Here is a 25,246-nt window from a genome sequence, read left to right on the forward strand (position 1 = left end):
AATCGGCCCTGGGGCGAAACCCGCATTGGTTGCAGCGCAACATGTCGGGATCGCACGGCAACATCACGAACGAACTGAAATCACACGACTTTTTGTCCCTCACCTCACCTTAAGTCTGTTTGACATTGGAGGAGCTAAAAAATAGCCTTGTGATTGGGAAAGCCTATCGGTCGATGGGCTTTGTGACGAGAAACGGGAGGGCCACGATGAATATGGAGCTCTCGCGCCGTACGTTCCTCAAAACGACGGGGGCCGGTCTTGCCGGTACCACGTTGGGTGCCTTCGGCTTCAGCGAGGCGGAGGCGGCCGTCGCCGCTGCCGTGAAGCCGTTCCACCTGGTGAACACCACGGAAGCGCGAAACACCTGCACCTACTGCTCCGTCGCCTGCGGCATCATCATCTATTCCAAGGGTGATTTGCGCAAAGGCGAGAAGGCCGACATCGTCCATATCGAGGGCGACGCCGACCATCCGACCAATCGCGGCACGCTCTGCCCCAAGGGCGCGGCGCTGCGCGACATCGTGAAATCGCCGACCCGGCTCACCCAGCCGATGATCCGCAAGGCCGGTTCTGACAAATTCGAAGCGATCTCCTGGGACGCCGCGCTCGACAAGATCGCCCGCGCGATGAAGGACGACCGCGACGCCAATTTCGTCGCCACCAACCAGGATGGCGTGACCGTCAATCGCTGGCTCACCACCGGCTTCCTCGCGGCTTCCGCGACCACCAACGAGACGGCGTTCGCGACCTACAAGGTCGTGCGCTCGACCGGCATATTGGCGTTCGATAACCAAGCGCGTGTCTGACACGGCCCGACGGTGGCGAGTCTCGCCCCAACTTTTGGCCGTGGAGCAATGACCAACGCCTGGACGGACATCAAGAACACCGACCTCGTGGTCATCATGGGCGGCAATGCCGCCGAAGCCCATCCGTGCGGATTCAAATGGGTCACCGAGGCGAAAGCCAACCGTGGCGCCAAGCTCATCGTTGTCGACCCGCGCTACAACCGTTCGGCGTCGGTGGCGGATTTCTACGCGCCGATCCGGCAGGGGTCGGACATCGTCTTCCTCATGGCCCTGATCAATCACTGCATCAGCAATGACAAGGTGCAGTGGGACTATGTGAAGCCCTTCACCAATGCCAGCTTCGTGGTCCGCGAGGGCTATGGCTACCAGGACGGGCTGTTCACCGGCTATGACGAGGAAAAGCGCGACTATAATCGCGACAGCTGGGAGTACGAGATCGGCCCGGACGGCTATGCCGTGGTCGACGAGACGCTGCAGAACCCGCGCTGCGTGTGGAATCTGCTGAAACAGCACGTCGCCATCTACACGCCAGAGTTGGTGGAGCGCGTCTGCGGCACACCGAAGGACGCCTTCCTTAAGGTGGCCGAGATGGTGGCGGAATGCTCGACGCCGACCAAGACCATGACGAGCATGTACGCGCTCGGCTGGACCCAGCATTCCAAGGGCGCGCAGAATATTCGCGGCATGGCGATGCTCCAGCTCATTCTGGGCAATATCGGCGTGCGCGGCGGGGGCATGAACGCCCTGCGCGGCCATTCCAACATCCAGGGGCTGACCGATCTCGGGCTGATGAGCAACCTCATCCCCGGTTATCTCAACATCCCCACGCAGAAGGAACCGGACTTCACCACCTACATGTCGACGCGGGCCTTCAAGCCGCTGCGGCCGAACCAGACCAGCTACTGGCAGAACTACCGCAAGTTCTTCGTCAGCTTCATGAAGTCGATGTACGGTCCGGCCGCGACGGCGCAGAACGACTGGGCCTACAACTACCTGCCCAAGCTCGATGTCGCCAGCTACGACGTGCTGCGCGTCTTCGACATGATGAAGCAGGGCAAGGTGAACCTCTATTTCTGCCAGGGGTTCAACCCGCTGCAGGCTTTCCCCGACAAGGGCAAGCTCGCCGCCGGCCTCGCCAAGCTGAAGATGCTGGTCATCATGGACCCGCTGGAAACCGAGACCGCCCGCTTCTGGGAGGATCACGGCACCTTCAACAAGGTGAGCCCGGCGGATATCAAGACGGAGGTGATCCAGCTTCCCACCACCTGCTTCGCCGAGGATGAGGGCTCGCTGGTCAGTTCCGGCCGCTGGCTGCAATGGCACTGGCCCGGCGGCTCGCCTCCGGGCCAGGCGAAGACCGACATCTGGATCATGGCGCAGATCCATCTGCGGCTGAAGGAGCTGTACAAGAAGGAGGGCGGCGCCTTCCCCGATCCGATCGTCAACCTCAACTGGTCCTACAAGGACCCCGGCGAGCCGACGCCGGAAGAGCTGGCGAAGGAGATGAACGGCTCGGTGCTGGTCGATGTCTACGACCCCGCCGATCCGACCAAGAAGATCCTTGAGGCCGGCAAGCAGCTTTCCGGCTTCGGCCAAATGCGCGACGACGGCACCACGGCGGGCGGCTGCTGGATTTTCTCCGGCTGCTGGACCGAGGCCGGCAACATGATGGCACGGCGGGACAATTCCGATCCCGGCGATGCCGGCATGTTCCTCAAATGGTCCTTCGCCTGGCCGGCGAACCGGCGCGTGCTCTACAACCGCGCCTCCTGCGACCTCGACGGCAAGCCGTGGGACCCCTCGCGCAAGCTCATCGAGTGGGACGGCGCCAAATGGACCGGCTACGACGTGCCGGACATCGCGCCCACCGCCAAGCCGCGGGATGTCGGCCCCTTCATCATGAACCCCGAGGGCACGTCACGCCTGTGGGTGCGCAAGATGATGCGGGACGGGCCGTTCCCGGTGCATTACGAGCCGTTCGAGAGCCCGGTTGCCAATGTCATCGCGCCGAAGATCAGGGGCAACCCGGTGGCGCGCGTGTTCAAGGAGGACTGGAAGAGCTTCGCCGATATCGGCGATCCCAATTTCCCCTATGCCGGCACCTCCTACCGTCTCACCGAGCATTTCCACTACTGGACCAAGAACAACCATGTGAACTCGGTCCTGCAGCCGGAACAGTTCGTGGAGATTTCCGAGGAACTGGCGAAGGAGAAGGGCATCGCGCTCGGCGGCTGGGTGCGGGTGTGGTCGAAGCGCGGCGAACTCTACGCCAAGGCGGTCGTCACCAAGCGCATCAAGCCGATGACCATCGACGGCAAGACCGTGCACATCGTCGGCGTGCCGATCCACTGGGGCTTCGTCGGCTCGGCCCGCAAGGGCTTCCCGGCCAACACGCTCACCCCCTTCGTGGGCGACGCGAACATCGAAACCCCGGAGTTCAAGGCGTTCATGGTCAACATCGAGCCCTCCACCGGGCCGGTGGTGGCATAGGGAGGCGGCATCATGTTTCCAGCGATCCCCAATCCCAACGTCGCCACCGACGCCGCCACGCCGCGCTTCGGCGAGAAGGACATTCTCCGCCGCAGCGCCTCCACGGTCACGCCGCCCGCTGAGCGGCTGACCGAGGTGGCCAAGCTGATCGATGTCTCCAAATGCATCGGCTGCAAGGCCTGCCAGGCCGCGTGCCTGGAATGGAACAACCTCACCGAGGAGGTCGGCTTCAACCACGGGATCTACACCAATCCCATGGACCTGACGCCGGACACCTTCACCCTTATGCGCTTCACCGAATGGGTGAATCCCGAGACCGAAAACCTGGAATGGCTCATCCGCAAGGATGGCTGCATGCATTGCGAGGATCCGGGCTGCCTCAAGGCCTGCCCGGCTCCCGGCGCCATCGTGCAATATTCCAACGGCATCGTGGACTTCCAGCACGACAACTGCATCGGCTGCGGCTACTGCATCAAGGGCTGCCCGTTCAACATTCCGCGCATCTCCAAGGTCGACCACACCGCCTATAAATGCACGCTCTGCTCCGACCGTGTCGCGGTCGGCCAGGGTCCGGCCTGCCAGAAGGCCTGCCCGACCCAGGCCATCGTCTTCGGCACCAAGGACGCGATGAAGGAGTGGGCGGATTTCCGCATCAAGGACCTGAAGTCGCGCGGCTTCGAGAATGCCGGCCTCTACGACCCGCCCGGCGTCGGCGGCACCCATGTGATGTATGTGCTGCACCACGCCGACACGCCGTCCATCTATGCCGGCCTGCCGGACAATCCGCGCATCTCGCCCATCGTCGACGCCTGGAAGGGCGTGACGAAATATGTCGGCCTCGCGGTGATGGGCTTCGCCGCCGCCGCCGGCTTCCTGCACTATGTCGTCGCCGGGCCGAACAAGGTCTCGGAGGAGGATGAGGAGAACGCCGAGCGGCTCGCCGACGGCACTCCGCCGCCGCCGACACCCGCCGGGCCTGCGGAGAGGAGGACGCCATGAGCGCCGGCAACCTCAAAATCCACGCAGCGGACGATGTGGAACCGGGCGACGCCGTGCGCCCGGGCCACCCGGTCGAGGTGTCGCGCTACACGGTCGGCGCGCGCATCAACCACTGGATCACCGCGCTGAGCCTGATCCTGCTGGCACTGTCGGGCCTTGCTCTGTTCACGCCGAGCCTGTTCTTCCTCACCGGCCTGTTCGGCGGCGGGCAGTGGACGCGGGCCATCCATCCCTGGATCGGCGTGGTGCTGTTCTTCTCCTTCGCCGGGCTTTTCCTGCGCTTCTGGCGGGCCAACCTTCCGGCGCGCGAGGACGGCACCTGGCTCGCCCGCATCAGCGATGTGCTGCGCGGGCGGGAGGAGCGTCTGCCGGAAATCGGCAAGTACAATGCCGGTCAGAAATTCGTCTTCTGGGGCATGTCGGCGCTGATCGTCATCCTCATTGCCAGCGGCGTGGTGATGTGGGACCAGTATTTCTACCCCTATACCAGCATCGAACAGAAACGCGTCGCCATCCTCGTCCATTCCATCGCGGCGGTGGCCATCATCTGCGTGTGGATCATCCACGTCTATGCCGCCATCTGGGTCAAGGGCACCATCGGCGCCATGACGCGGGGCAAGGTGACGGGCGGCTGGGCGTGGCGCCACCACCGCAAATGGCTGCGCGAGCTGGTCGGCACACGGCCGGGCAAGCGCCCGCCGACACCGGCGGAATAGGCGCCGCCCGCTTCGTCTCCGTCCCGGGCGCCTGCCTGTCCGGGGCGGAGCCCTTCCGTTCCACGTGGCCCGTGCGGTTCGTGAGGTGAGCATGTCGCAGAACCTTCAGCCCGATCCCAGCGTGATCGGCACCGTCTCCACCCCTCCCTTCGCGGTGCTGCCCGATCCCGCGCATCTGTTCGGCGTTCGGGCGAAGCGGCTGCGCACCTATGCAGCGGTGAGCCCGCTCAAGCCCTATCTCGATTTCGTCGCCGGCCTCATCGAGGCACAGCAGGCCATCGTGTCCGCCCTCCCCCCGGTCGAGCCGCCGGAGCCGGAGCATCTGGAGCGCGCCCGCGCCTTCGAGATGCCGGCGCTGGACCGCGCCACCACCCTGCTCGACGACACGCTGGAAGCGACGCTCGACCAGTTGTTCGACGCGGCCGCCCGTGTGGCGATGCCCGAGGAAGCCGCCGCCGCTCTCACCCGCGTGCGCCGTGCCGATGGCGCCGAGCGCGCGCAGATGGTGCGCGACGTGCTCGCGCATGACCTCCCCGTGGAACGCCTCGCCGAGCATGTCTATGTCGCGGGCGCCCTGCAGGTGCATTTCGCCCGCCTCGCCGCGACGCTCGACGCGAAAAAGCTGGTGCCGGTGGGCGATGGCGTCTGCCCCGCCTGCGGCGGCCCGCCTGTCGCTTCGCTCATCGTCGAATGGCCGAACGCGCATGGCAACCGTTTCTGCGCCTGCTCGCTCTGCTCCACCCTGTGGAACTATGTCCGCATCCGCTGCTGCGCCTGCGGCACCACCAAGGGCATCGGCTATCAGGAAATCGACGGCAGCCCCGGCACGGTGAAAGCCGAGACCTGCGACGAGTGCCGCACCTATGTGAAGGTGATGTACCAGAACAAGGATGTCACCATCGAGCCGGTCGCCGACGATATCGGCACGCTGGGTCTCGATCTGATGATGCGGCAGGGTCCTTATCGCCGCGCCGCCTTCAACCCGTTCCTGCTCGGCTATTGAGGGGGGCGGCCATGGACGCGCCCTCCCTCACCGCCGCCCCCTCCCCACGCGACCTGCCCTCGGTCGACCGCGTGCTCGCTACTCCCGCGGGCCAGGAAGCCGTGGAAGCGTTCGGCCGCGCCGCTGCCACCTCGGCCATCCGCGCCGCGCTGCTTGAGGTGCGCGCCTGCCTGCTGGCGGGCAAGCTCGCCGCCCTGCCCACGGCCGATCACGTCGCGCTGGCCGCAACGGAAGCGCTGGAGCTGGAGGCACGCACCCGCCTGCGCCCGGTGTTCAACCTCACCGGCACGGTGCTGCACACCAATCTCGGCCGCGCCCTGCTGGCGGAAGAGGCGGTGGAAGCCGCCACGAGCGCCATGCGCGCCGCCGTGGCGCTCGAATATGACCTCGCCACCGGCAAACGCGGCGAGCGCGACGACCATGTGCGCGATGTGCTGATCGAGCTCACCGGCGCGGAAGACGCCACCGTCGTCAACAACAATGCCGCCGGCGTGCTGCTGGTGCTCAACACGCTCGGCCTCGGCCGCGAGGCCATCGTCTCGCGCGGCGAACTGATCGAGATCGGCGGCGCCTTCCGCATGCCTGACATCATGGCCCGCGCCGGGGTGAAGCTGGTCGAGGTCGGCACCACCAACCGCACCCATCCCAAGGACTATGCCGGCGCGCTCAACGAGACCACCGGGCTAGTGCTGAAGGTTCACACCTCGAACTACCGCATCGAAGGTTTCACCAAGGAGGTGCCGGCGCGCGAACTGGCGGAGATCGCCCGCGCCAAGGGCGTGCCTCTGGTCAATGATCTTGGCTCCGGCACCCTGTTCGATCTCGCCCGGATCGGCCTCGCCCACGAGCCGACGGTGCGGGAAGCAGTGGCGGAAGGGGCGGATATCGTCACCTTCTCCGGCGACAAGTTGCTCGGCGGACCGCAGACCGGCTTCATCGTCGGCCGTGCCGACCTCATCGCCGCCATCAACAGAAACCCGATGAAGCGGGCGCTGCGGGTCGACAAGATCCGCCTCGCCGCGCTGGAGGCGACGCTAAGGCTCTATCGCAACCCGGAACGGCTGGCCGCCCGGCTGCCGACATTGCGGCTCTTGGCGCGCAGGCGGGCGGAGATCGCCGCCCAGGCCCATGCGCTCGCCGAGCCTTTCGCCGCCGCTTTGGGCGACGCTTTCGACATCGAGATCGTCGACTGTTCCAGCCAGATCGGCTCCGGCGCGCTGCCGCTGGAAACCCTGCCCAGTGCCGGCTTTGCCATCCGCCCGGCGGCGGAAGCCTCCGGCGGGCGGCTCATCGCCCTGGCGAAGGCGCTGCGGGACCTGCCGGTGCCGATCATCGGCCGCATCAGCGAAGGCGCGCTGATTCTCGACCTGCGCTGCCTGGAAGACGAGGCCGGCTTCCTCGCCAGCCTCGCCGACATAAGGGTGCCGGCATGATCATCGGCACCGCCGGCCATATCGACCATGGCAAGACCGCGCTGGTCGGCGCGCTCACCGGCGTCGATACCGACCGGCTGAAGGAGGAGAAGGCGCGCGGCATATCCATCGATCTCGGCTTCGCCTATCTGCCGACCGAGGCCGGCACGCTCGGCTTCATCGACGTGCCCGGCCATGAAAAGTTCATCCACACCATGCTGGCGGGGGCGAGCGGCATCGACTTCGCCCTGCTCATCGTCGCCTGCGATGACGGGGTGATGCCGCAGACACGCGAGCATCTCGCGCTCATCGACCTCCTCGGCATCAATCGGGGGCTGGTCGCCCTCACCAAGGCCGACCTTGCCGACGCGGCGCGCCGCGACGAAGTAGCCGGCGAGATCGCGGCGCTGCTGGAAGGCATGTCGCTCGCCGGTGCCGCCCTAATGCCGGTTTCCGCCCACACCGGCGAAGGGGTGGCGGCGCTGCGCGAGGCGCTGATCGCCGCCGCCCGCCGGTCCGAAGCCCGCACGGCGGAGGGGCGTTTTCGCCTCGCCGTGGACAGAAGCTTCACCCTCGCCGGTGCCGGCACCATCGTCACCGGCACCGTGCTCTCCGGCCGTGTCCGCGTGGGCGATCCGCTGATCGTCAGCCCGTCCGGCCTGCCCGCACGGCTGCGCTCACTGCATGCGCAGAACCGCAAGGCGGAGGAAGGCCGCGCCGGGGAGCGCTGCGCGCTCAACCTCGCCGGCGAGTCGATCCGCGCCGAGGCGATAAAGCGCGGCGATCTCGTGCTGGACCCGACGCTGCACGCCCCCACCGAGCGGATCGACGCGACGCTCACCGTGCTGGCGAGCGAGCCGAAACCGCTTGGTGCGTGGTTCCCGGTGCGCTTCCACCATGGCGCCAGCGAGATCGGGGCACGGCTAGTGCCGCTCTCCGCCGAAACAATCGCCCCCGGCACGACCGGCCTCGTGCAGATCGTGCTGGAACGGCCGATCGCCGCCGCTGTCGGCGACCGTTACGTCATTCGCGACACCTCGGCGCAGCGCAGCATCGGCGGCGGCCGCCTCATCGACCTGCGCGCCCCGGCCCGCAAGCGGCGCGCGCCCGAGCGCCTCGCCCAGCTCGCCGCGTTGCGCGAGGCCGACCCGGACGCGGCGGTGTCCGGGCTGCTCGAGGTCGCGCCGTTCCATCTCGACCTCGCCGCCTTCGCCCGCGACCGGGCGCTGGGGGCGCAAGCGCCGGAGGCCATTGCCGCCCGGCTGGGGCTGGAGATCCTCCATGAGGGCGAGACGCGCATCGCCCTCTCACCAGTGCGCTGGGCACTCTATGTAGAGGAGCTGCTCCGCGAAATCGGCGCCTTTCACGACGCCAATCCCGACCTCGCCGGCATGGGCGCGGAAAAACTGCGCCTTGCACTGCACCCGCGGCTGCCCAAGCCGGTGTTCACCGAGGCACTGCGCCGCCTCGGGGACAGCGGCGCGCTGGTGCGCGAGGGCGCCTGGGTGCGGCTTCCCGGCCATGAGGTGCGCCTCACCCCCCGGGACGAAGCGCTGTGGGAGCGGATCGCCCCCTCCCTTGCCGCCGACGCCCGCTTCCGCCCGCCCCGCGTGCGCGACCTCGCCGCGCAGACCGGCGAAGCGGAGGCAGATATGCGCCGGCTGATGAAATTGCTCGCGCGCATGGGCAAGGTGGACGAGGTGGCGCACGACCATTTCTTCCTGCGCGCCACCGTGGCGGAGATGGTGGCGTTCGCCCACGCCCTCGCCGAGGCCGCGCCGGGGCGGGAATTCGCCGCCAGCGCCTTCCGCGACCGGATAGAGCACGGCGGCCACGCCGTCGGCCGCAAGGTGGCGATCCAGATCCTGGAATTTCTCGACCGCCATGGCGTCACCCTGCGGCGCGGCGATCTGCGCCGCCTCAACCGCCACCGGCTGGACCTGTTCGGCGCGATCGACCACACTGATGCGCCCGCCCCCGCCCGGGGCGCGGACATGCCTTCTGGAAGAGCGTTACCTCCGGTGAGGTATCCGGACTTCAAATCCGGAAGGGGCCGCGAGCCGGTCCCTGGTGGGTTCGACTCCCACTCTCTTCCGCCATCCTCCCCACCCGGCCCCAATCCGCAACGTTAACCCGCGCCGCGCCGGCTGGCTTTTGCGCATCCGCCCGCTCACGTGCCGGATCGTGCACGCGCGCAAGATTACCCAGCTCGCTCCCCGCACAGTCCGGGCCGCACAGGAGGCCCGCCCCCCTGCCCCCCCGATCCCGTGAGGAGAGCGACAATGGAAGATCTGTCCCGGCGCACCCTGCTCGCGCTCAGCGCCCTTGGCGGCGTCGCCGTCGCCAGCGGCGCGGCGCAGGCCGCGAGCTTCGGCAATCCCGACCAGCCGCCGGAGGGCGCGATCAACTCGACGCCCGGCGCCCTGTCCAATCCCGGCCCACAGAATCCGGCGCTGGAAGCGCAAATCCCCGCCTTCCAGAACCCGCCCGCCACCGATGTCGGCAACATGCCGATGCTGTGGTCGTCGTTCAACATCATGCCCAAGCGCGTGCAGGCCGGCGGCTGGGCCCGGCAGATCACCGCCACGGAGTTCCCAGCCGCCAAGGAAGTCTCCGGCGTGAACATGCGCCTCGGGCCGGGCGGCATTCGTGAAATGCACTGGCATCTCGCCGGCGAATGGGCGCTGATGACCAATGGCCGCTGCCGCATCACCGTGCTGGACAAGGACGGCCACCCCTATGTGCGCGATGTCGGCGCCGGCGACCTGTGGTTCTTCCCCGCCGGCTATCCGCACTCGCTGCAGGGTCTCGGCCCGGAAGGCTGCGAGTTCATCATCGTCTTCGACGACGCCTTCCAGTCCGAATACAACACGCTGCTGCTCACCGACTGGTTCGCCCACACCCCGCCGAAGATTCTCGCGCAGAATTTCGGCGTGCCGGCGGACACGTTCAAGAACATCCCGCTGCAGGACCTGTGGATCTTCCAGGGCCAGGAGCCGCCGCCGCTGGCGGTGGATCAGGCGGCCGTCGCCGCCGGCGGGGCGCCGGCCGAGCCCTTCACCTTCTCGCTCACCGGCACGCCGCCGGTGAAGAAGAACGAGGCGGGCGAGGTACATCTGGCCGACAGCCGCAGCTTCAAGGCCTCCACCACCATCGCCGCCGCCATCGAAACCATCCGCCCCGGCGGCCTGCGGCGCTTGCACTGGCACCCCAATGCCGATGAATGGCAGTACTGGATCAAGGGTCGGGGCCGCTTGACGGTTTTCAACACCGGCCCGCGCGCCCAGACCATCGATTTTCAGGCCGGCGACCTCGGCGTGGTGCCCAAGAGCCAAGGCCATTACATCGAGAACACCGGCGATGAGGACGTGCAGGTGCTGGCCGTGTTCCGCACGGCGGAATATCAGGAGGTCGACCTTGCGGATTGGCTCACCCACGCCCCGCCGGAACTCGTCGCCGCGCATCTCAACATCGACCCGGCCGTGATTGCGCGCTTCCCACGCGGGCAGGTCGGCCTGCAGCCGCGGTGAAGCCGGGCGCCTGCCATGGCGAGGGGCGGGCGGACCTGTCGTCCGTTCGCCCCGCCTGGCCTCAGCCCATCGCCGGCGTCGGCGTGCCGGAAAGCTCGGCTTCCTCCGCCTCCAGCGCGGCGCGCTGGCGCCGCGCCGCGGCCGCATCCGCCCGCCGCTTGTAAATCTCGAAAGCGATGGCACCCACTACCGTCACCGCGACGATCACCACCGCCAGCGCCGAGATGGCGGGCGTCGAGCCCTGCCGCACCCGCCCGGCCAGCACCGTGGTCAGGGTCTTGTCGGAGAGGATGGCGAAGGTGGTGGTGTTGTAGTTCTCGAAGGAGGAGAGGAAGGCCAGCACCGCCGCCGAGGCCAGCGCCGGCTTGAGGAAGGGCAGCAAGATGTGGCGGAACACCTGCGGGTAGCTCGCGCCGAGATCGAGCGCCGCCTCTTCCTGCGAGCGGTCGAAGCGCTGCAGCCGGGCGAGGATGATCAGCATGCAATAGGCGGAAATGAAGCTCGCCTGCCCCAGCACGGTCAGCACCACGCCGTCATAAAGGAAGCGCGTGCCGGTCTGCCCGGTGAACTGGCGCCAGAACACCACGGTCGAAATGCCGATGATGATGCCCGGCGTCAGCACCGGCGAGACCACGACGAGATAATAGAGCGAGCGCACGCGCGGCTGAATCTGCGTCATGATGATGGCCCCCGCCAGCCCGATCGGCACGGAGATGCACACCACCAGCACGCCGATCCACAGGCTCATCTTCAGGCCCGTCATCATGTCCTGGTCGGCGAACAGCGCCGCGAACCAGTCCAGCGTCAGCCCGTCGATCGGCCATACCTGCGGGTATTGCGGGGTGTTGAAGGCGGAAACGCCCATCACCGCCAGCGGCCCCAGCAAATAAAGGAAGAAGATCACCGTATAGAGCGCGAACATCACCCGCTGGAACGGACCAGGAATCATCGCGTGTACTCCATCATCGCGTGATTTCTCCAAGGCTGAGCCGGAACGCCTTGAGCACCACCAGCACGAACAGAATGCAGCTCACCAGCAGGATGAAGGCATAGGCCGCGCCCTGCGGCCAGTTGAAGGCCTGATAGAAGCGGTCATAGACGATGGGGGTGAACCACAGCGTGCGCGGCCCGCCCAGCACCAGCGGCGCGGCCAGCGCGCCGGCCGTGAGCATGAACACCAGCGTGCAGCCGGAGGCGATGCCCGGCTTGGCGTGCGGCAGCACGATGAAGGCGTGGATGTGCCACCACGGCGCCCCGAGATCCCGCGCCGCTTCCACCTGGTTGCGATCGAGGCTCTCAATGGCGTTGTAGAGCGGGAAGATCATCATCAGGAGATAGGCGTAGGACAGGCCCATATAGAGCCCGACATCGGCGCCGAGGAAATCGATCGGCTCACTGGTGAGCCCGCTGCCCATCAGCAGCTGGTTGATGATGCCGCCGGAAGACAGCAGCACCCGGAAGGCGAAGGCGCGCAGGATCTCGTTCACCCAATAGGGCAGGATCAGCAGCAGCAGCAGCACCCTGAGCCGCGCCGCGCTCGCCGACTGCGCCATGTGGAAGGCCAAGGGGTAGCAGATGGCGAAATTGATCAGCGTGATGAGGATGCTCACCCCGATGGTGAGGAAGAAGGCCTTGATGTGCAGCCAGTTCCATTCGGCGGTCGAGGTGGTGGAACCGAACAGGAAGTAGCGGTAATTCTCCAGCGTGTAGAGGTCCTTCGGTCCGCCCATCTGCGCCGGCGGCAGCTTCGGGCGGAACGACATGTCCACCATAGCGAGCTGCGGCAGCAGGATGATGAAAAAGGCCCAGAAGCCGACGGCCAGCACCAGATAGAGGCCGACGGCAAGTCCATTGCGCTGGAAGAAGCCCGGCCCGGTGGCAATGCCCATGCGCCGCTCATAGGCGCTCAGCGCGAAGAACAGCACAACGACCGCCAGCGGCAGGCCGAAGACGAAGGCGAGGCTGCCATTCATCTCAGTGCCCTTCCGGCAGGGCCAGCAGCAGCCCATCCTCGGGGGTGAAGCCGAGATGCAGCTCCTCACCCGCCGCAGGCAGCGCCACGCCACCGCCGACGCTCGCCGTCACCTTCTGCCCGGTCTTCACCCGCAGCGTGATGTGGGAGACGCTGCCTTCATAGGCGACATCCAGCGTCTCGCCGGCAAAGCCGCTGGTGCCGCCATTGGCGCGCAGGCGCAGGACTTCCGGCCGCACGAACAGCAGTGCTTCCTGCCCCACGCCGAGCGCCACCGGGTTGCGCCCCTTGAGCGCGCCGAGCGGCGTGTCGAGCGTGGCGAAGCCATCTTCCACCGCACTCACCCGCCCGCGAATGCGGTTGTTCTCGCCGACGAAGGAGGCGACGAACGGTGTGCGCGGCTCCGCATAGACGGCGCGCCCGTCGCCCACCTGCTCGATCACGCCGGCATTCATGACCGCGATGCGGTCCGACATGGTCAGCGCCTCGCCCTGGTCATGGGTGATGTAGATGAAGGTGATGCCGACCCGCTTCTGGATGGCGCGCAGCTCTGCACGCATGTGCTGGCGCAGCTTGAGGTCGAGCGCCGAGAGCGGCTCGTCGAGCAGCAGCACGGAGGGCTCGACGGCGAGCGCGCGGGCGATGGCGACGCGCTGCTTCTGGCCGCCGGAAAGCTCCGACACCTTCTTGTGGCCGTGCTCGGAAAGCGCGACCTGCACCAGCAGGTTCTTCACCTTCTCGTCGCGCTCGTGCCGGGGCACGCCGCGCACCCGCAGGCCGTAGCCGATATTCTCCGCCACCGTCATCATCGGGAACAAGGCAAGGTTCTGGAAGATCAGCGCGGTCGGCCGCTTGTTGGGGCCGATGCCCTTCATGTCTTGGCCACCGATCTTCACCTGTCCCCGCGTGGGCTCGATGAAGCCGGAAATGGTGCGCAGCAGCGTGGTCTTGCCGCAGCCGGACGGGCCGAGGAAGGAGAAGAACTCGCCCGGCTCGATGGTGAGGTTCGCGTCCCTGACGGCGACAAAATCGCCGAAGGTGACATTGACGCCCTCAAGCTCGACGGCAGCGGCCATGCGGATTTCCTGTACTCGGGGAAGATGCGGGCCAAGGCACGGCCCGGACGCCCTCACGGCCGGGCGCGTCCAGCCGTGAGGGGTGTGTCAGTAGGCAGGGCTCACGCCGCCTTGAACTTCTCGGCGTACTGGGTGCGCAGTTCGGCGTACCAGGACGGCTCCGGCGGGCGGCTCCACAGGTTTTCCAGCGCGTTGCCGGGATAGGCCTCGGCGAAGTTCTTCTTGGCGACCTCAGAGAGATACTTGTCGGCGCCCTTCACAACCGGGTTGTAGCCCGAACCGTCGGCGACGGCGGCGGAGGCTTCCGGCGTGTGGATGTAGTTGAGGAACTCATAGGCCTGGGCGATGTTCTTGGCGCCCTTGGTCAGCGACCAGCCGTCCACCCAGGTGATGGCGCCTTCCTGCGGCGCCATATAGGTGACCGGTTTGCCCTGCTTCTTCAGCGACAGCGGCGGGCCGTCCCAGGTCTGGCCGATGACGCAGCCATTTTCCATAAAGCCGGACTTGGTGTTGTCGGCCGAATCCCAGAACTGCTTGACCTGCGCCTTGTTCTCGATGGCGAAGGCGAGGATGGGATCGTAGATCTTCTTCATCGTCGCCTCGTCCTTGAAGGCGTCGAGCATGCGGTTGGAGGTCAGTTTGCCGGTCTTGTCCCACCACAGGCCGATGCCGAGCAGCAGCGAGTGCGGGCGGCCCTGCATCTTGCCCTTGAATTCCGGGCTCCACAGCGTGCCGTAGCTCAGCTTGTCATAGGTCAGCGTGGCGAGGTCGGTGCGCCAGGCGATGGCCTCCGAACCCCAGCAATGCGGCACATGGTAGAGCTTGCCGTCCCAGGTCCACACGCTGGTCGAGGCTTCCAGCATGGAGGGCAGCAGATTGTCGAGCGCCAGCTTGGAGGTGTCGTAGGGCGCCAGCACGCCCAGCTCCTTGAACTGCGGCGCGCGGTCGCGCGTCGGCGCGCACAGGTCGAAGCCTTCGCCGTCGGTCGCCTGCAGCTTGTTGATCTGCTCCTCGTTCTGCGAGAACGGCGTGGTCTTTACCTTGATGCCGGTCTTCTTCTCGAAGTTCGGGATCACCGGCGCCGGCAGTTCGTCGTCCCAGTTGAGCAGGCTCAGCTCGCCGGAGGAGGAGAAGGCGTCGCGCACCAGATAGGGGCCGGCGGCGGCCATCGTGCCGGCGGCGAGCGCGCCCTTGAACAGCACGCGGCGGGTGAAGCTGCGGGCGGCGAGCAGCGTCTCGATGGACGAATTGGTCGGCTCTGTCTTCTTCGTCACGGCGTTCCCCTCGGGATGGCATGGACCGGGGGAGAGGAGAGCAGGAACTATGCCAGCAGCGCGCGCCCGTCGCCGCGTTGCACAAATCCGACCGCGCCCTTGTCGAATCCCGACGCCATGCCGCCACTGCCGCGCTTTTCAGCAGGCGATAATACCTCCCTGCACGCAAAACGGGCGCCGCCCGCCCCTTCACCCCAGCGCGGCCAGAAGGGCGCCGGCGAGCGCGTGCAGGTCGTCGCGATGGCCGGTGCGGCCGGAGGGCGCGTCTGTGGTGGAGGTCATCACCAGCGAGACGCCGCGCTGCGGCACCACATAGAGCATCTGCCCGCCATAGCCCCAGCCATAATGCGCGCGCGCCCCGTCGATCTCGCGCGTGAACCAGCCATAGCCATAGGCGTCGCCGGTGAAGCGCGAGGCCGTGCGCGCCTGCCAGCATTGGGCGATCCAGTCTTGCGGGATCACCTGTTCCCCCTTGCCGTTGCGCCCGCCGTTGCGGCAGCACTCGGCAAAGGCGAGCAGGGAGGTCGGGCGCATCGCCATCTGGTTGCCGCCGAAATACACCCCTTGAGGGTCGCGCTCCCAATCGGCGATGGCGAAGCCCTCGATGGGGCCGAGCCAGTCGCGCGCGAGGGCCAGCGTCGAGCGCCCGCTGGCCCGTGTCAAAATCGCCGAGACGAGGTGCGAGGACCCCGTGGAATAGAGCATCTGCCCGCCCGGCTGATCGACAAAGGGCCGCGCCAGCGCCGCGCGCACCCAGTTGGGGCTGGCGATCCACGCGCCATAAAAGGCGCCGGAAGTGCGCTCCAGCCCCGCCTGCATGGAGAGCAGATTGCCGAGCGTGATCTCATTAAGGCGCGGGTCGGGGTCGGCGGGCAGATCGGCCTTCAGCAGCGGGGCGATCTTCTGCTCCGGCCCTTCCAGCACGCCTTTATCGATGGCGATGCCGGCCAGCATGGCGAGGATGCTTTTCGAGGCGGATTTGATGTTGGTCGGCCGGTCCACCCGCCCGCCGCTATAGCCGCGCGCAGCCAGCGTTTCACCGTCCTTCATCACGAGCACGGTGCGCAGCGGCTCCAGTGCCCCGGCGCGGTCGAGCACCGCGTTAAGCGCGGGCAGCGGGGCGTCAGGCGCGGGCGCGCCTTGCGCGAGGCCAAGGCGCGGGGCGAGCAGAAGCAGCGGAGCGGCAATCAGGGAACGACGGTTCATGCCACAGAAGATAGGGCGGACGCGGGGGAAGGGTGGTCACGATGGGGGGAGAGGTCCGAATTAGCAGCCATCGACTGGGGAAGGCTGACGTGGTATTATTTCAGTCTAGGTTAATAATTCAGTCTATTGGAAATATGGACACACTTTATAAATATGTAGACCAAAATGGCGCGATTAAAATGATCGCGGATTGCACATTGAAATATACGGCACCGCATGCACTAAATGATCCTTTTGATTTATTTATTGATGACCTCATGAATTATGACGAAATAGATATTAAAAGGAGAAGATTGAAATTATATCTTGATTTTATTAAATCAAAGCCGTTTGATTATTTTCTTAATGTTCATTCAGGCATAGATAGCTGGTTTTTACAGAGCAATATAGGTCGTTTTTCGCAAACTCTTAATGAACTGAAAGATCATGAATATACGGATCTTATTGAAGGGATGTGTAGAGATTTAGATATTAAATTTCCGTTTAATATACCCAAGCAAGACAATTCAATAATTATTGATCCAATTGCTAATTGCGGCGTTTTTTGCGCAACAAAAAATATCCGAAGCATCTTAATGTGGTCGCATTACGCAGAAGGTCACAAAGGTGCGATCGTAGGAATTTCTAGAGACTGCGTGCACCAGGACGCGCCGCTAATGGATGTAATATATTCCAACAGTCGAGTATCATTCTATGATACGGTTACGGAACATACACTTAATAAAATAAATAATATAGATTCTACTGTCGACAAATTTACAGAGCGTGCTCTTTTGAGTAAGAGCAATGATTGGTCTTACGAACAGGAAGTACGTTCTGTAATACTTGATGTAAATCGCAAAGGAAATTCTTTTTACCTACACAATATCGATCCTTCTATGATAAAAGAATTGTATATTGGCGTTAAGTCGGACGATAAATTTACAAATTATATTACGTCATTAGCGAAAATAAGAAATCAAAACTGCCAAATATTCAAAGTCGGCATGGAAAGATATTCTTATGATCTGAATTTCACGCCTATCTAGCCCTTACCTCACCCACCCCCACCCAGCACCAGATCGTCCCGGTGCACCATCGCCGTGCGGCCTTCGAAGCCGGTGATGGTGGCGATCTCGTCCGATGAGCGGCCCTTGAGCCGTTCGGCGTGGTCGTGGTCATAGGCCACCAGCCCGCGCCCGACTTCGGCCCCGTCCGGCCCGCGCAGCACCACCGCGTCGCCGCGGGTGAATTCGCCCTCGATGCGCTTCACCCCCGCCGGCAGCAGCGAGGAGCCGCGGCGCAGCGCGGCCACGGCGCCGGCGTCGAGATGCAGCACGCCGCGCGGTTCCAGCGCGCCAGCGATCCAGCGCTTGCGCGAGGCCACCGGATTGGCCGGGGCGAGGAACCAGGTGCAGCGCGCCCCCGTCTCGATGGCGCGGATCGGGTTCTTCACCTTGCCGGAGGCGATGACCATATGCGCGCCCGCCGTGGTGGCGATTTTTCCGGCCTCGATCTTGGTCTTCATGCCGCCGCGCGACAGCTCCGTGCCGGCGCCGCCGGCCATCGCCTCGATCTCGGCGGTGATGCGCGGCACCACGGGGATGAGGCGGGCCTCCGGGTCCTCATTCGGCGGGGCGGTGTAGAGCCCGTCAATATCCGACAGCAGAATGAGCAGATCGGCGCTGGTCATGCCGGCGACGCGGGCGGCGAGCCGGTCATTGTCGCCATAGCGGATTTCCGAGGTCGCCACCGTGTCGTTCTCGTTGATAACAGGGACGACCTTCAGCTCCATGAGCTTGGCGATGGTGGAACGGGCGTTGAGATAGCGCCGCCGCTCCTCGGTATCGCCGAGGGTGATGAGGATCTGCCCGGCGGCGACACCCTCATGGGCGAGGGCTTCCGACCAGGCGCGGGCCAGCGCGATCTGCCCCACGGCGGCGGCGGCCTGGCTTTCCTCCAGCTTCAGCGCCCGGCGCGGCAGGCCCAGCACATTGCGCCCCAGCGCGATGGCGCCGGACGAGACCACCAGCACCTCCCGCCCCTCGCGGTGCAGCTGCGCCACATCTTCCGCCAGCGCCGCCAGCCAGGCATGGCGCAGCGCCCCGCGCGCCTGATCGACCAGCAGCGCCGAGCCCACCTTCACCACGATGCGGCGGAAGGCGGAAAGCTGGGGCGACGCCGGGGCGGCCTCCGGCAGGGAGACGGCGGTGTCGGCAGCGGGGTCGGTCGAGAGGGTCATCGCGGCGGGCTTCGATCAGAGGGAAGACGGCGCGCTACATACGCCGTTTCCGTCGCCGGCGCGCGGGAATTGTGGCGGCCCTCACCTCTCCCCGTGGGGGAGAGGGAGTGGCGTCACGGGCGCCAGGGTTCCGGCACCACCTTGTCGGCCTCTTCCGCGCGGCCCTCGTCGATGATGCCGAGCAGCGCGCGCAGCGCCTCGCGCACGCCATCGCCCGTGGCGGCGGACAGCGCCAGCGGCTTCTTCTTCGCCGCGCGCTTCAGCCGGTCCATCTGCGCCTTCAGCGTCTCGGCGTCGAGCGAATCGATCTTGGTGAGGGCGACGATCTCCGGCTTGTCCTCCAGGCCGGCGCCATAGGCGTCGAGCTCGGCGCGCACGGTCTTGTAGGCCTTGCCGGCATGCTCGCAGGTGCCGTCGACAAGGTGCAGCAGCACGCGGCAGCGCTCGATATGGGCGAGGAAGCGGTCGCCGAGCCCGACGCCCTCATGCGCGCCCTCGATCAGGCCGGGAATGTCGGCGAGGACGAATTCGCGCCCGTCGACCTTTACGACGCCCAGGCCGGGATGAAGGGTGGTGAACGGATAATCCGCCACCTTGGGCTTGGCGGCGGTGGTGGCGGCGAGGAAGGTGGACTTGCCGGCATTGGGCAGGCCGACGAGACCGGCATCGGCGATCAGCTTGAGGCGCAGGATGATCCAGCGCTCCTCGCCCTCCTGGCCGGGATTGGCGCGGCGCGGGGCCTGGTTGGTCGAGGTCTGGAAATGCGCGTTGCCGAAGCCGCCATTGCCGCCTTTGAGGAAGCGGATGCGCTGGCCGACCTCGGTCAGATCGGCCAGAACGGTCTCACCGTCCTCCTCAAGAACCTCAGTGCCCGCCGGCACTTTTAGCACAACATCGTCGCCTTTGGCCCCGGCGCGGTTCTTTCCCATGCCGTAGCCGCCTTTTTTGGCTTTGAAGTGCTGTTGGTAGCGGTAGTCGATGAGCGTGTTGAGCCCATCGACACACTCGATCCAAACATCCCCCCCCCTCCCCCCGTCGCCGCCGTCGGGGCCGCCGAACTCGATGAACTTCTCGCGCCGGAACGAGAGACAGCCCGCGCCGCCATCGCCGGCGCGGACATAGATCTTGGCCTGGTCAAGAAACTTCATCGGTACGGCTCAACGTTGCGGACGCCCACGGGGCGGGAGTCCTCCAAGACTAACAAAAGGCCGGCTCAATGCCGAACGGCATCGAGCTCGTGCAGCCGCGCCGGCTGGGTGGCGCCCCAGGCACGCAGCGAAGTCCACAGCCGCCGTTCCAACCGGAAGCGATCGACCGGCACCGAGGCGCCGATCACCCGCACCCGGGCGAGGCCGACGCCGGTCCACTGGAAGCCGCACTTCTCCAACACGCCGCGCGAGGCCGGATTGACGACCCGGGCGGAGGCGGTGAGTGCGGTCAGCCGGCGGTCGCCGAAGGCATGGTCGATCAGCGCCCGCACGGCCTCGGTGGCGATCCCGTGGTCCCAATAGGGCTCGCCGAGCCAGTAGCCGATTTCCGGCACGTCCTCGTCGCGGCGGTTGAAGCCGCACATGCCGACCGGAATGGCCGGCCCGAAGGCCGGCTGCCCCGGCAGACGAAGCGCCGCTTCGTTCTTCAGGAAGATGGCGAAGGTCGCCGCCTCCGGCCCGCCCGGCAGATTGGCGACGAAGGAGGCCGCGTCCGCCATGCCGTAGGGATGGGGGATATTCGCCGTCATCTCCGCCACCTTTCGGTTGTCGGCGAGCTCGGCAATCCACGTCATGTCCTCGATCCGGGGCACGCGCAGCAGGAGGCGGCCGGTTTCGAGGACGGCGGTACTGCTCTCGACGAGGGGTGACCCGAGGGTCGCTTCGACAATGGTCATCTGAGGGCTCCTGGGACCGGAACGACGAAGGGGAGGCGGTTTCCTCGCCTCCCCTGTCGGGTACCCCGGGTGTCCGTCACGGACGTTCGGGAAATCCTTCCGGTCGGGCGAGACCGGCGGGATTTCCAAGAACCCTCACCGGCTTTATTCGGCGGCCTCGGCGGCCGGAATGACGGATACGTAAGTGCGGGAATTAGCTTTGGCTCGGAACTCGACTCGGCCGTCAATCAGCGCAAAGAGGGTATGGTCTTTGCCCATGCCGACATTGGTGCCGGGATGCCAAGTGGTGCCGCGCTGACGCACGATGATGTTGCCGGCCACGACCTTCTCGCTGCCGAACTTCTTCACGCCAAGACGGCGACCGGCCGAGTCGCGACCGTTGCGGGAGGAACCGCCTGCCTTCTTATGAGCCATGTTGCTCTCCTATTTCCTAGCTGGCGGTCTCAGGCGCCGGTAATCGAGGTCACGCGGACGACGGTGAAGTCCTGCCGGTGGCCGATCTTGCGACGGGAATTCTGACGGCGACGCTTCTTGAAGGCAATGACCTTCGCGCCGCGGGTGTGCTTGACAACCTCGAGGGTCACGGAAGCGCCGTCCACGAGGGGAGCGCCGACCTTCGGGCTGTCACCGCCGAGCATGAGCACCGGCAGGGTCACGGAGGTGCCAGCCTCGGCTTCGATCTTGCCGACGGTGACGAGGGCGTCGGGGGCGACGCGATACTGCTTGCCACCCGTCTTGATGACCGCGAACATGTTTTGTCCTTTCGTTCGATGCCGGCCTCCGGCGTTGCCGCCTGGACCGGCTTCTTTCGGTCGGTTGAAGAAACGCAGAGGACACAGCATCCCACCACGCAGGCCGGCTCCTTACAAAGCGAGCCCTCTTCTGTCAAGGAAAAGCGCCGCCCGCCGGGTGGCGATAAGGCCTCCGTGCCCCTGCCGCCACAATGTCCGGAGGCCAGCAGGCTGATGGCGCAACCCCGGCCGCGCGGCTATCGTGCGCGCCCCGCGCCCAGCCCGAGGATGCTTGCATGACCGATGCCGCCGCCCCTTCGCCACCCGCTCAGGCCCTCTCCGGCATCCGCGTGCTCGATCTGTCCCGCGTCCTCGCCGGCCCATGGGCGACGCAAGCCCTGGGTGACCTCGGCGCCGAGGTGGTCAAGATCGAAAAGCCTGGCGAGGGCGACGACACGCGCGGCTGGGGTCCGCCCTGGCTGGCAGACGGTGAGGGCAACCCGACACGGGAGAGTGCCTATTTTCTCGCCGCCAACCGCAACAAGCGCTCGGTGACCATCGACATGGCGCGGCCCGAAGGTCAGGCACTGATCCACGCTCTGGCACGCGAGAGCGACGTGGTGGTCGAGAACTTCAAGGTCGGCGGCCTGAAGCGCTACGGGCTCGACTATGACAGCCTCGCCGCGCTGAACCCGCGCCTCATCTATTGCTCCATCACCGGCTTCGGGCAGGACGGGCCAGAGGCGGGACGGGCTGGCTACGACTTCATGATCCAGGGCATGTCCGGCCTGATGTCGGTGACCGGCAGCCCGGAAACCGAGCCGCAAAAGGTCGGCGTCGCCCTGGTCGACATCCTCACCGGCCTGAACGCAACCATCGCCATACTCGCAGCGCTGGAGCAGCGCCACCGGAGTGGGCGCGGGCAGAGGATCGACATCGCGTTGTTCGATGTCGCGGTGGCGAGCCTCGCCAACCAGGCGCTGAACTTCCTTGTCGGCGGCTCCGCGCCGCGCCGGCTGGGCAATGCCCACCCGAACATCGTGCCCTATCAGGCTTTCGAGACGGCTGACGGCCACATCATCCTCGCCGTCGGCAACGACGCGCAATTCGCTCGCTTCTGCCGCCTCGCCGACCTCGCTCCACTGGCGGAGGACCCACGCTATGCCACCAATCGCGAACGCGTGGCGCATCGCGACACCCTCGTGCCGCTGATCGCGGCGGCGCTGAAGCGGCAGACCACGGCCGAATGGCTGGCCATGCTGGACACCGCCGGCATTCCCGCCGGACCGATCAACACCATCGCTCAGGCCTTCGCCGAACCGCAGGCGCTGGCGCGGGGGCTCGCGATGAACCTGCCCCATCCGCTCGGCGGCACCGCATCGGGGGTGCGCAGCCCGTTGCGGCTGGCAGACTCTCCGATGGACGGCGCTACCGCCCCGCCCTTGCTCGGCCAACACACCGACGAGGTGTTGGAAACAAGGCTCGGACTGTCGGCGGCCGAGCGGCAGGCGCTGCGCGCAGCCGGAATCATCTGACGCTGTGTGCGACTTCTCCACGTAGCCCGTCAATTGGGCCGCGCGGCGACCATCCGCGACATGGCAGAGGGCCGGCCGGCATATGAGACCGCTAGCGCTCGTTCACGCTCCTCATTGCGGGGGCGTCTCCAGCGGCGCTCCAAGATGCGCCGGCACAGGGTGGAGGTCACCGCTGCGGCCCGCCTTGGCGACCTGGCCGGGAATGTCGTGACCCAGAAGGGCCGGCAGGCTTCGCGCCAGGGCCAGCAGGCCGGCGAGGTCGACTTCCGTCGCCACGCCCATCTCGCCCAGCATATGGGCGAGGTCTTCGGTCGAGATGTTGCCGGTCGCCCCGGGGGCGAAGGGGCAGCCGCCAATGCCGCCGAGCGAGGCATCGAAACGGTCCGCGCCCGCCTCCAGCGCGGCGAGCACATTGGCGAGGCCCATGCCGCGCGTATTGTGAAAATGCAGCGTCAGCGGCACGCCGGGGAAGCGCGCGCGGAAGGCCGAGACCAGCGCGCCGACTTGGCGGGGATTGGCCATGCCCGTGGTATCGGCCAGCGTCACCGAATGCAGGCCCGCCGCGAGCAGCGCCTCCGAGAGATCGAGCACCTTCTCAGCGGACTGCCGCCCCTCGAACGGGCAGCCGAAGGCGGTGGCGATGGAGCCGTTGAGCGTCGCCCTGGTGCCGGTCGCCGCAGCGACGATGCGGCGGAAGCCTTCCAGCGACTGCGCCGGCGTCATGCGCATATTGGCGAGGTTGTGCGTTTCGCTCACGGAAAGCACGAGGTTCAGCTCGTCCATTCCCGCCTCCAGTGCCGCCGCCGCACCACGCAGATTGGGCACCAGCGCGACGTAGGTCACATCGGGCCTGCGGGTGATCGCGCGCGCGACCTCGGCCGCATCGGCAAGGTTCGGCACGGCCTTGGGCGAAACGAAGGATGTCACCTCGATCTTGGCGACGCCCGTCTGCGACAAGGCGTCAATCAGAGCCACCTTATCCTCGGTGGGCAGGAAGCGGGGTTCGATCTGCAACCCGTCGCGGGTCACCACTTCCTGAATGTGAACACGCGGCGGAAAGCCGGGGCCGGTCATGCCGGCTCTCCCCCAGCAGGCTCCGCCGCCGCTACGGCCCCGCTCGCGACCAGCGCCGTGATCTCCGCCTCGCCATAACCCAGCGCCGCCAGCACCGGCACGGTGTGCTCGCCGAGTTGCGGCCCGAGCCAGTTCACTGCCCCCGGCGTGGCCGAGAGCTTCGGCACGATGCCGGGCATCTTCACCTTCAGCCCGTCCGGCAAGGTGGAGGGCAGGATCATGTCGCGGGCGAGATATTGCGGGTCGCTCACAATGTCGGCGACCGAATAGATGCGCCCGTTCGGCACCTCGGCGGCATCGAGCGCGGCGGTCACCTCGTCGAGCGAGTGCCGGCTGGTCCAGGAAGTAATCGCGCCGTCGATCTCCTCGACATGGCGCACGCGCCCGTCATTGGAGGCGAGGCGCGGGTCGCCGGCGAGATCGTCGCGACCGATCGCGCCCATCAGCCGGCGGAAGATGCCGTCGCCATTGCCGGCGACGATCACATAAGTGCCCTCGGCGGTGGGATAGGAGTTCGAGGGCGCGATGCCCGGCAGCGCGCCGCCCGAGCGGGTGCGCACGAAATCGAACGCGTCGAATTCCGGGACCAGGCTCTCCATCATGTTGAAGACGCTCTCGAACAGAGACACGTCCACGACCTGCCCCGTGCCGCGCCCGGACTTGATGTGGAGCAGTGCCATCAGCGTCCCCATCACCGCGTGCAGCGCGGCCAGCGAGTCACCGATGCTGATGCCGGTGCGGGCCGGCGGGCGGTCCGGCTCGCCTGTCGTAAAGCGCATACCGCCCATCGCCTCGCCGACCGCGCCGAAGCCGGGCCGCTCGCGATAGGGACCATCCTGGCCGAAGCCGGAGATGCGCACCATGACGAGGTTCGGGTTGATCGCTTTCAGCGCATCCCAGCCGAGACCCCAGCGCTCCAGCGTGCCGGGACGAAAATTCTCGATCAAAACATCCGCCTCGCGCACCAGGCGGCGCACCACTTCCTGCCCTTCCGGCAGGCGCATATTGATGGCGACGGATTTCTTGTTGCGCGACTGCAGGTACCACCAGAGCGAGGTGCCCTCATGCAGCTTGCGCCATTTGCGCAAGGGGTCGCCCTCGCCGGGCGCCTCGACCTTGATCACCTCGGCGCCGAACTCCGCCATCAGTCGGGCGGCGAAGGGCGCGGCGATCAGATTGCCGAGCTCGATCACCCGGATCCCGCTCAGCGGACCTTCGGTGGCACCGGGTTGCGACGCTTCCATGGTAAGTGCTTCCTCACACGCCGTTTTTTCGATCTATCGACCGAAAGGACCGATGCCGGGCGGCGCGTTGCC

Annotated in this window: 20 protein-coding genes, 1 tRNA gene and 1 pseudogene; 10 read left to right on the forward strand and 12 right to left on the reverse strand. The window is 66.3% G+C overall.

Features of this window, described 5'->3' with window-relative positions:
- Positions 1 to 206 precede the first annotated feature (206 nt).
- From fdnG to ACP2AH_RS11290, 8 genes and pseudogenes are all read left to right on the forward strand, one after another.
- The gene (fdnG, locus tag ACP2AH_RS11255; protein ID WP_425105880.1) at positions 207 to 3,296 is read left to right on the forward strand and encodes a formate dehydrogenase-N subunit alpha; all 3,090 of its coding nucleotides are present in this window, start codon (positions 207 to 209) and stop codon (positions 3,294 to 3,296) included.
- Positions 3,297 to 3,308: 12 nt separating this feature from the next.
- Entirely contained in the window at positions 3,309 to 4,295 is a 987-nt protein-coding gene (gene fdxH / locus ACP2AH_RS11260) for a formate dehydrogenase subunit beta (protein ID WP_425105881.1), read from the forward strand.
- Positions 4,292 to 5,011 (forward strand): formate dehydrogenase subunit gamma, encoded by a 720-nt coding sequence (locus tag ACP2AH_RS11265; protein WP_425105883.1) that lies wholly within the window; start codon positions 4,292 to 4,294, stop codon positions 5,009 to 5,011. Before fdxH ends, ACP2AH_RS11265 begins: the two co-directional genes overlap by 4 nt.
- 91 nt (positions 5,012 to 5,102) lie before the next feature.
- Entirely contained in the window at positions 5,103 to 6,014 is a 912-nt protein-coding gene (fdhE, locus tag ACP2AH_RS11270) for a formate dehydrogenase accessory protein FdhE (RefSeq protein WP_425105884.1), read from the forward strand.
- Between the two features lie 11 nt (positions 6,015 to 6,025).
- Entirely contained in the window at positions 6,026 to 7,447 is a 1,422-nt protein-coding gene (gene selA, locus ACP2AH_RS11275; protein ID WP_425105885.1) for an L-seryl-tRNA(Sec) selenium transferase, read from the forward strand.
- Positions 7,444 to 9,291, forward strand: a pseudogene (gene selB / locus ACP2AH_RS11280) (selenocysteine-specific translation elongation factor); the annotation flags it as partial. The gene selA and the pseudogene selB, both read left to right, overlap by 4 nt.
- Positions 9,292 to 9,429: 138 nt before the next feature.
- Positions 9,430 to 9,525, forward strand: a tRNA-Sec gene (locus ACP2AH_RS11285).
- A gap of 183 nt (positions 9,526 to 9,708) precedes the next feature.
- A complete protein-coding gene (locus ACP2AH_RS11290) occupies positions 9,709 to 10,956 on the forward strand; it encodes a cupin domain-containing protein (protein WP_425105886.1) in 1,248 nt (415 codons plus the stop codon).
- A gap of 61 nt (positions 10,957 to 11,017) precedes the next feature.
- Here ACP2AH_RS11290 and ACP2AH_RS11295 read toward each other — a convergent pair whose 3' ends face one another.
- The 5 genes from ACP2AH_RS11295 to ACP2AH_RS11315 all read right to left on the reverse strand — a co-directional run bounded on the left by ACP2AH_RS11295 (position 11,018) and on the right by ACP2AH_RS11315 (position 16,484).
- Positions 11,018 to 11,905 (reverse strand): ABC transporter permease, encoded by an 888-nt coding sequence (locus ACP2AH_RS11295; protein ID WP_425105887.1) that lies wholly within the window; start codon positions 11,903 to 11,905, stop codon positions 11,018 to 11,020.
- A 13-nt stretch (positions 11,906 to 11,918) separates the two neighbouring features.
- Positions 11,919 to 12,929, reverse strand: coding sequence for an ABC transporter permease (locus ACP2AH_RS11300; protein ID WP_425105888.1), 1,011 nt, complete (start codon positions 12,927 to 12,929; stop codon positions 11,919 to 11,921).
- 1 nt (position 12,930) lies between these two features.
- A complete protein-coding gene (locus tag ACP2AH_RS11305) occupies positions 12,931 to 14,004 on the reverse strand; it encodes an ABC transporter ATP-binding protein (protein WP_425105889.1) in 1,074 nt (357 codons plus the stop codon).
- Between the two features lie 101 nt (positions 14,005 to 14,105).
- Positions 14,106 to 15,278, reverse strand: coding sequence for an extracellular solute-binding protein (locus ACP2AH_RS11310; RefSeq protein WP_425105890.1), 1,173 nt, complete (start codon positions 15,276 to 15,278; stop codon positions 14,106 to 14,108).
- A 189-nt stretch (positions 15,279 to 15,467) separates the two neighbouring features.
- Positions 15,468 to 16,484 carry a serine hydrolase domain-containing protein gene (locus ACP2AH_RS11315; RefSeq protein ID WP_425105891.1) on the reverse strand — a complete coding sequence of 339 codons (1,017 nt, stop codon included), beginning with the start codon at positions 16,482 to 16,484 and terminating at the stop codon, positions 15,468 to 15,470.
- Positions 16,485 to 16,573: 89 nt separating this feature from the next.
- Here ACP2AH_RS11315 and ACP2AH_RS11320 point away from each other — a divergent pair, with 89 nt between their 5' ends.
- Complete coding sequence (locus ACP2AH_RS11320) at positions 16,574 to 17,512, forward strand: DUF2971 domain-containing protein (RefSeq protein ID WP_425105892.1); 939 nt, start codon at positions 16,574 to 16,576, stop codon at positions 17,510 to 17,512.
- 8 nt (positions 17,513 to 17,520) lie between these two features.
- Here ACP2AH_RS11320 and proB read toward each other — a convergent pair whose 3' ends face one another.
- The 5 genes from proB to rplU all read right to left on the reverse strand — a co-directional run bounded on the left by proB (position 17,521) and on the right by rplU (position 21,342).
- Positions 17,521 to 18,705: a glutamate 5-kinase gene (gene proB, locus ACP2AH_RS11325; RefSeq protein WP_425105893.1), complete on the reverse strand. Its 1,185-nt coding sequence runs from the start codon at positions 18,703 to 18,705 to the stop codon at positions 17,521 to 17,523.
- Between the two features lie 113 nt (positions 18,706 to 18,818).
- Positions 18,819 to 19,853, reverse strand: a complete 1,035-nt coding sequence (gene obgE / locus ACP2AH_RS11330; protein ID WP_425105894.1) for a GTPase ObgE — start codon at positions 19,851 to 19,853, stop codon at positions 18,819 to 18,821.
- Positions 19,854 to 19,918: 65 nt separating this feature from the next.
- Positions 19,919 to 20,590 (reverse strand): GNAT family N-acetyltransferase, encoded by a 672-nt coding sequence (locus ACP2AH_RS11335; protein WP_425105895.1) that lies wholly within the window; start codon positions 20,588 to 20,590, stop codon positions 19,919 to 19,921.
- A gap of 144 nt (positions 20,591 to 20,734) precedes the next feature.
- Positions 20,735 to 21,004 carry a 50S ribosomal protein L27 gene (gene rpmA / locus ACP2AH_RS11340; protein ID WP_244450154.1) on the reverse strand — a complete coding sequence of 90 codons (270 nt, stop codon included), beginning with the start codon at positions 21,002 to 21,004 and terminating at the stop codon, positions 20,735 to 20,737.
- Between the two features lie 29 nt (positions 21,005 to 21,033).
- Complete coding sequence (gene rplU, locus ACP2AH_RS11345) at positions 21,034 to 21,342, reverse strand: 50S ribosomal protein L21 (RefSeq protein WP_425105896.1); 309 nt, start codon at positions 21,340 to 21,342, stop codon at positions 21,034 to 21,036.
- A 275-nt stretch (positions 21,343 to 21,617) separates the two neighbouring features.
- Here rplU and ACP2AH_RS11350 point away from each other — a divergent pair, with 275 nt between their 5' ends.
- On the forward strand, positions 21,618 to 22,856 hold the full coding sequence (locus ACP2AH_RS11350) for a CaiB/BaiF CoA transferase family protein (RefSeq protein ID WP_425105897.1): 1,239 nt from the start codon (positions 21,618 to 21,620) through the stop codon (positions 22,854 to 22,856).
- A gap of 111 nt (positions 22,857 to 22,967) precedes the next feature.
- Here ACP2AH_RS11350 and ACP2AH_RS11355 read toward each other — a convergent pair whose 3' ends face one another.
- Both ACP2AH_RS11355 and ACP2AH_RS11360 read right to left on the reverse strand, forming a co-directional pair.
- A complete protein-coding gene (locus ACP2AH_RS11355) occupies positions 22,968 to 23,930 on the reverse strand; it encodes a hydroxymethylglutaryl-CoA lyase (protein ID WP_425105898.1) in 963 nt (320 codons plus the stop codon).
- Positions 23,927 to 25,174 carry a CaiB/BaiF CoA transferase family protein gene (locus ACP2AH_RS11360; RefSeq protein WP_425105899.1) on the reverse strand — a complete coding sequence of 416 codons (1,248 nt, stop codon included), beginning with the start codon at positions 25,172 to 25,174 and terminating at the stop codon, positions 23,927 to 23,929. The genes ACP2AH_RS11355 and ACP2AH_RS11360 overlap by 4 nt, the downstream gene beginning before the upstream one ends.
- Positions 25,175 to 25,246: the final 72 nt, after the last annotated feature.

It is taken from the genome of Ancylobacter sp. (genome assembly GCF_965249975.1).
Classification (GTDB): domain Bacteria; phylum Pseudomonadota; class Alphaproteobacteria; order Rhizobiales; family Xanthobacteraceae; genus Ancylobacter.

Excerpts from the sequence above, each read along its gene's own strand:
- fdxH (WP_425105881.1), top strand. The coding sequence starts at position 3,309 with ATGTTTCCAGCGATCCCCAATCCCAACGTCGCCACCGACGCCGCCACG.
- ACP2AH_RS11265 (WP_425105883.1), top strand. The coding sequence starts at position 4,292 with ATGAGCGCCGGCAACCTCAAAATCCACGCAGCGGACGATGTGGAACCG.
- fdhE (WP_425105884.1), top strand. The coding sequence starts at position 5,103 with ATGTCGCAGAACCTTCAGCCCGATCCCAGCGTGATCGGCACCGTCTCC.
- selA (WP_425105885.1), top strand. The coding sequence starts at position 6,026 with ATGGACGCGCCCTCCCTCACCGCCGCCCCCTCCCCACGCGACCTGCCC.
- ACP2AH_RS11290 (WP_425105886.1), top strand. The coding sequence starts at position 9,709 with ATGGAAGATCTGTCCCGGCGCACCCTGCTCGCGCTCAGCGCCCTTGGC.
- ACP2AH_RS11295 (WP_425105887.1), bottom strand. The coding sequence starts at position 11,905 with ATGATTCCTGGTCCGTTCCAGCGGGTGATGTTCGCGCTCTATACGGTG.
- ACP2AH_RS11300 (WP_425105888.1), bottom strand. The coding sequence starts at position 12,929 with ATGAATGGCAGCCTCGCCTTCGTCTTCGGCCTGCCGCTGGCGGTCGTT.
- ACP2AH_RS11305 (WP_425105889.1), bottom strand. The coding sequence starts at position 14,004 with ATGGCCGCTGCCGTCGAGCTTGAGGGCGTCAATGTCACCTTCGGCGAT.
- ACP2AH_RS11315 (WP_425105891.1), bottom strand. The coding sequence starts at position 16,484 with ATGAACCGTCGTTCCCTGATTGCCGCTCCGCTGCTTCTGCTCGCCCCG.
- proB (WP_425105893.1), bottom strand. The coding sequence starts at position 18,705 with ATGACCCTCTCGACCGACCCCGCTGCCGACACCGCCGTCTCCCTGCCG.
- obgE (WP_425105894.1), bottom strand. The coding sequence starts at position 19,853 with ATGAAGTTTCTTGACCAGGCCAAGATCTATGTCCGCGCCGGCGATGGC.
- ACP2AH_RS11335 (WP_425105895.1), bottom strand. The coding sequence starts at position 20,590 with ATGACCATTGTCGAAGCGACCCTCGGGTCACCCCTCGTCGAGAGCAGT.
- rpmA (WP_244450154.1), bottom strand. The coding sequence starts at position 21,004 with ATGGCTCATAAGAAGGCAGGCGGTTCCTCCCGCAACGGTCGCGACTCG.
- rplU (WP_425105896.1), bottom strand. The coding sequence starts at position 21,342 with ATGTTCGCGGTCATCAAGACGGGTGGCAAGCAGTATCGCGTCGCCCCC.
- ACP2AH_RS11350 (WP_425105897.1), top strand. The coding sequence starts at position 21,618 with ATGACCGATGCCGCCGCCCCTTCGCCACCCGCTCAGGCCCTCTCCGGC.
- ACP2AH_RS11355 (WP_425105898.1), bottom strand. The coding sequence starts at position 23,930 with ATGACCGGCCCCGGCTTTCCGCCGCGTGTTCACATTCAGGAAGTGGTG.
- ACP2AH_RS11360 (WP_425105899.1), bottom strand. The coding sequence starts at position 25,174 with ATGGAAGCGTCGCAACCCGGTGCCACCGAAGGTCCGCTGAGCGGGATC.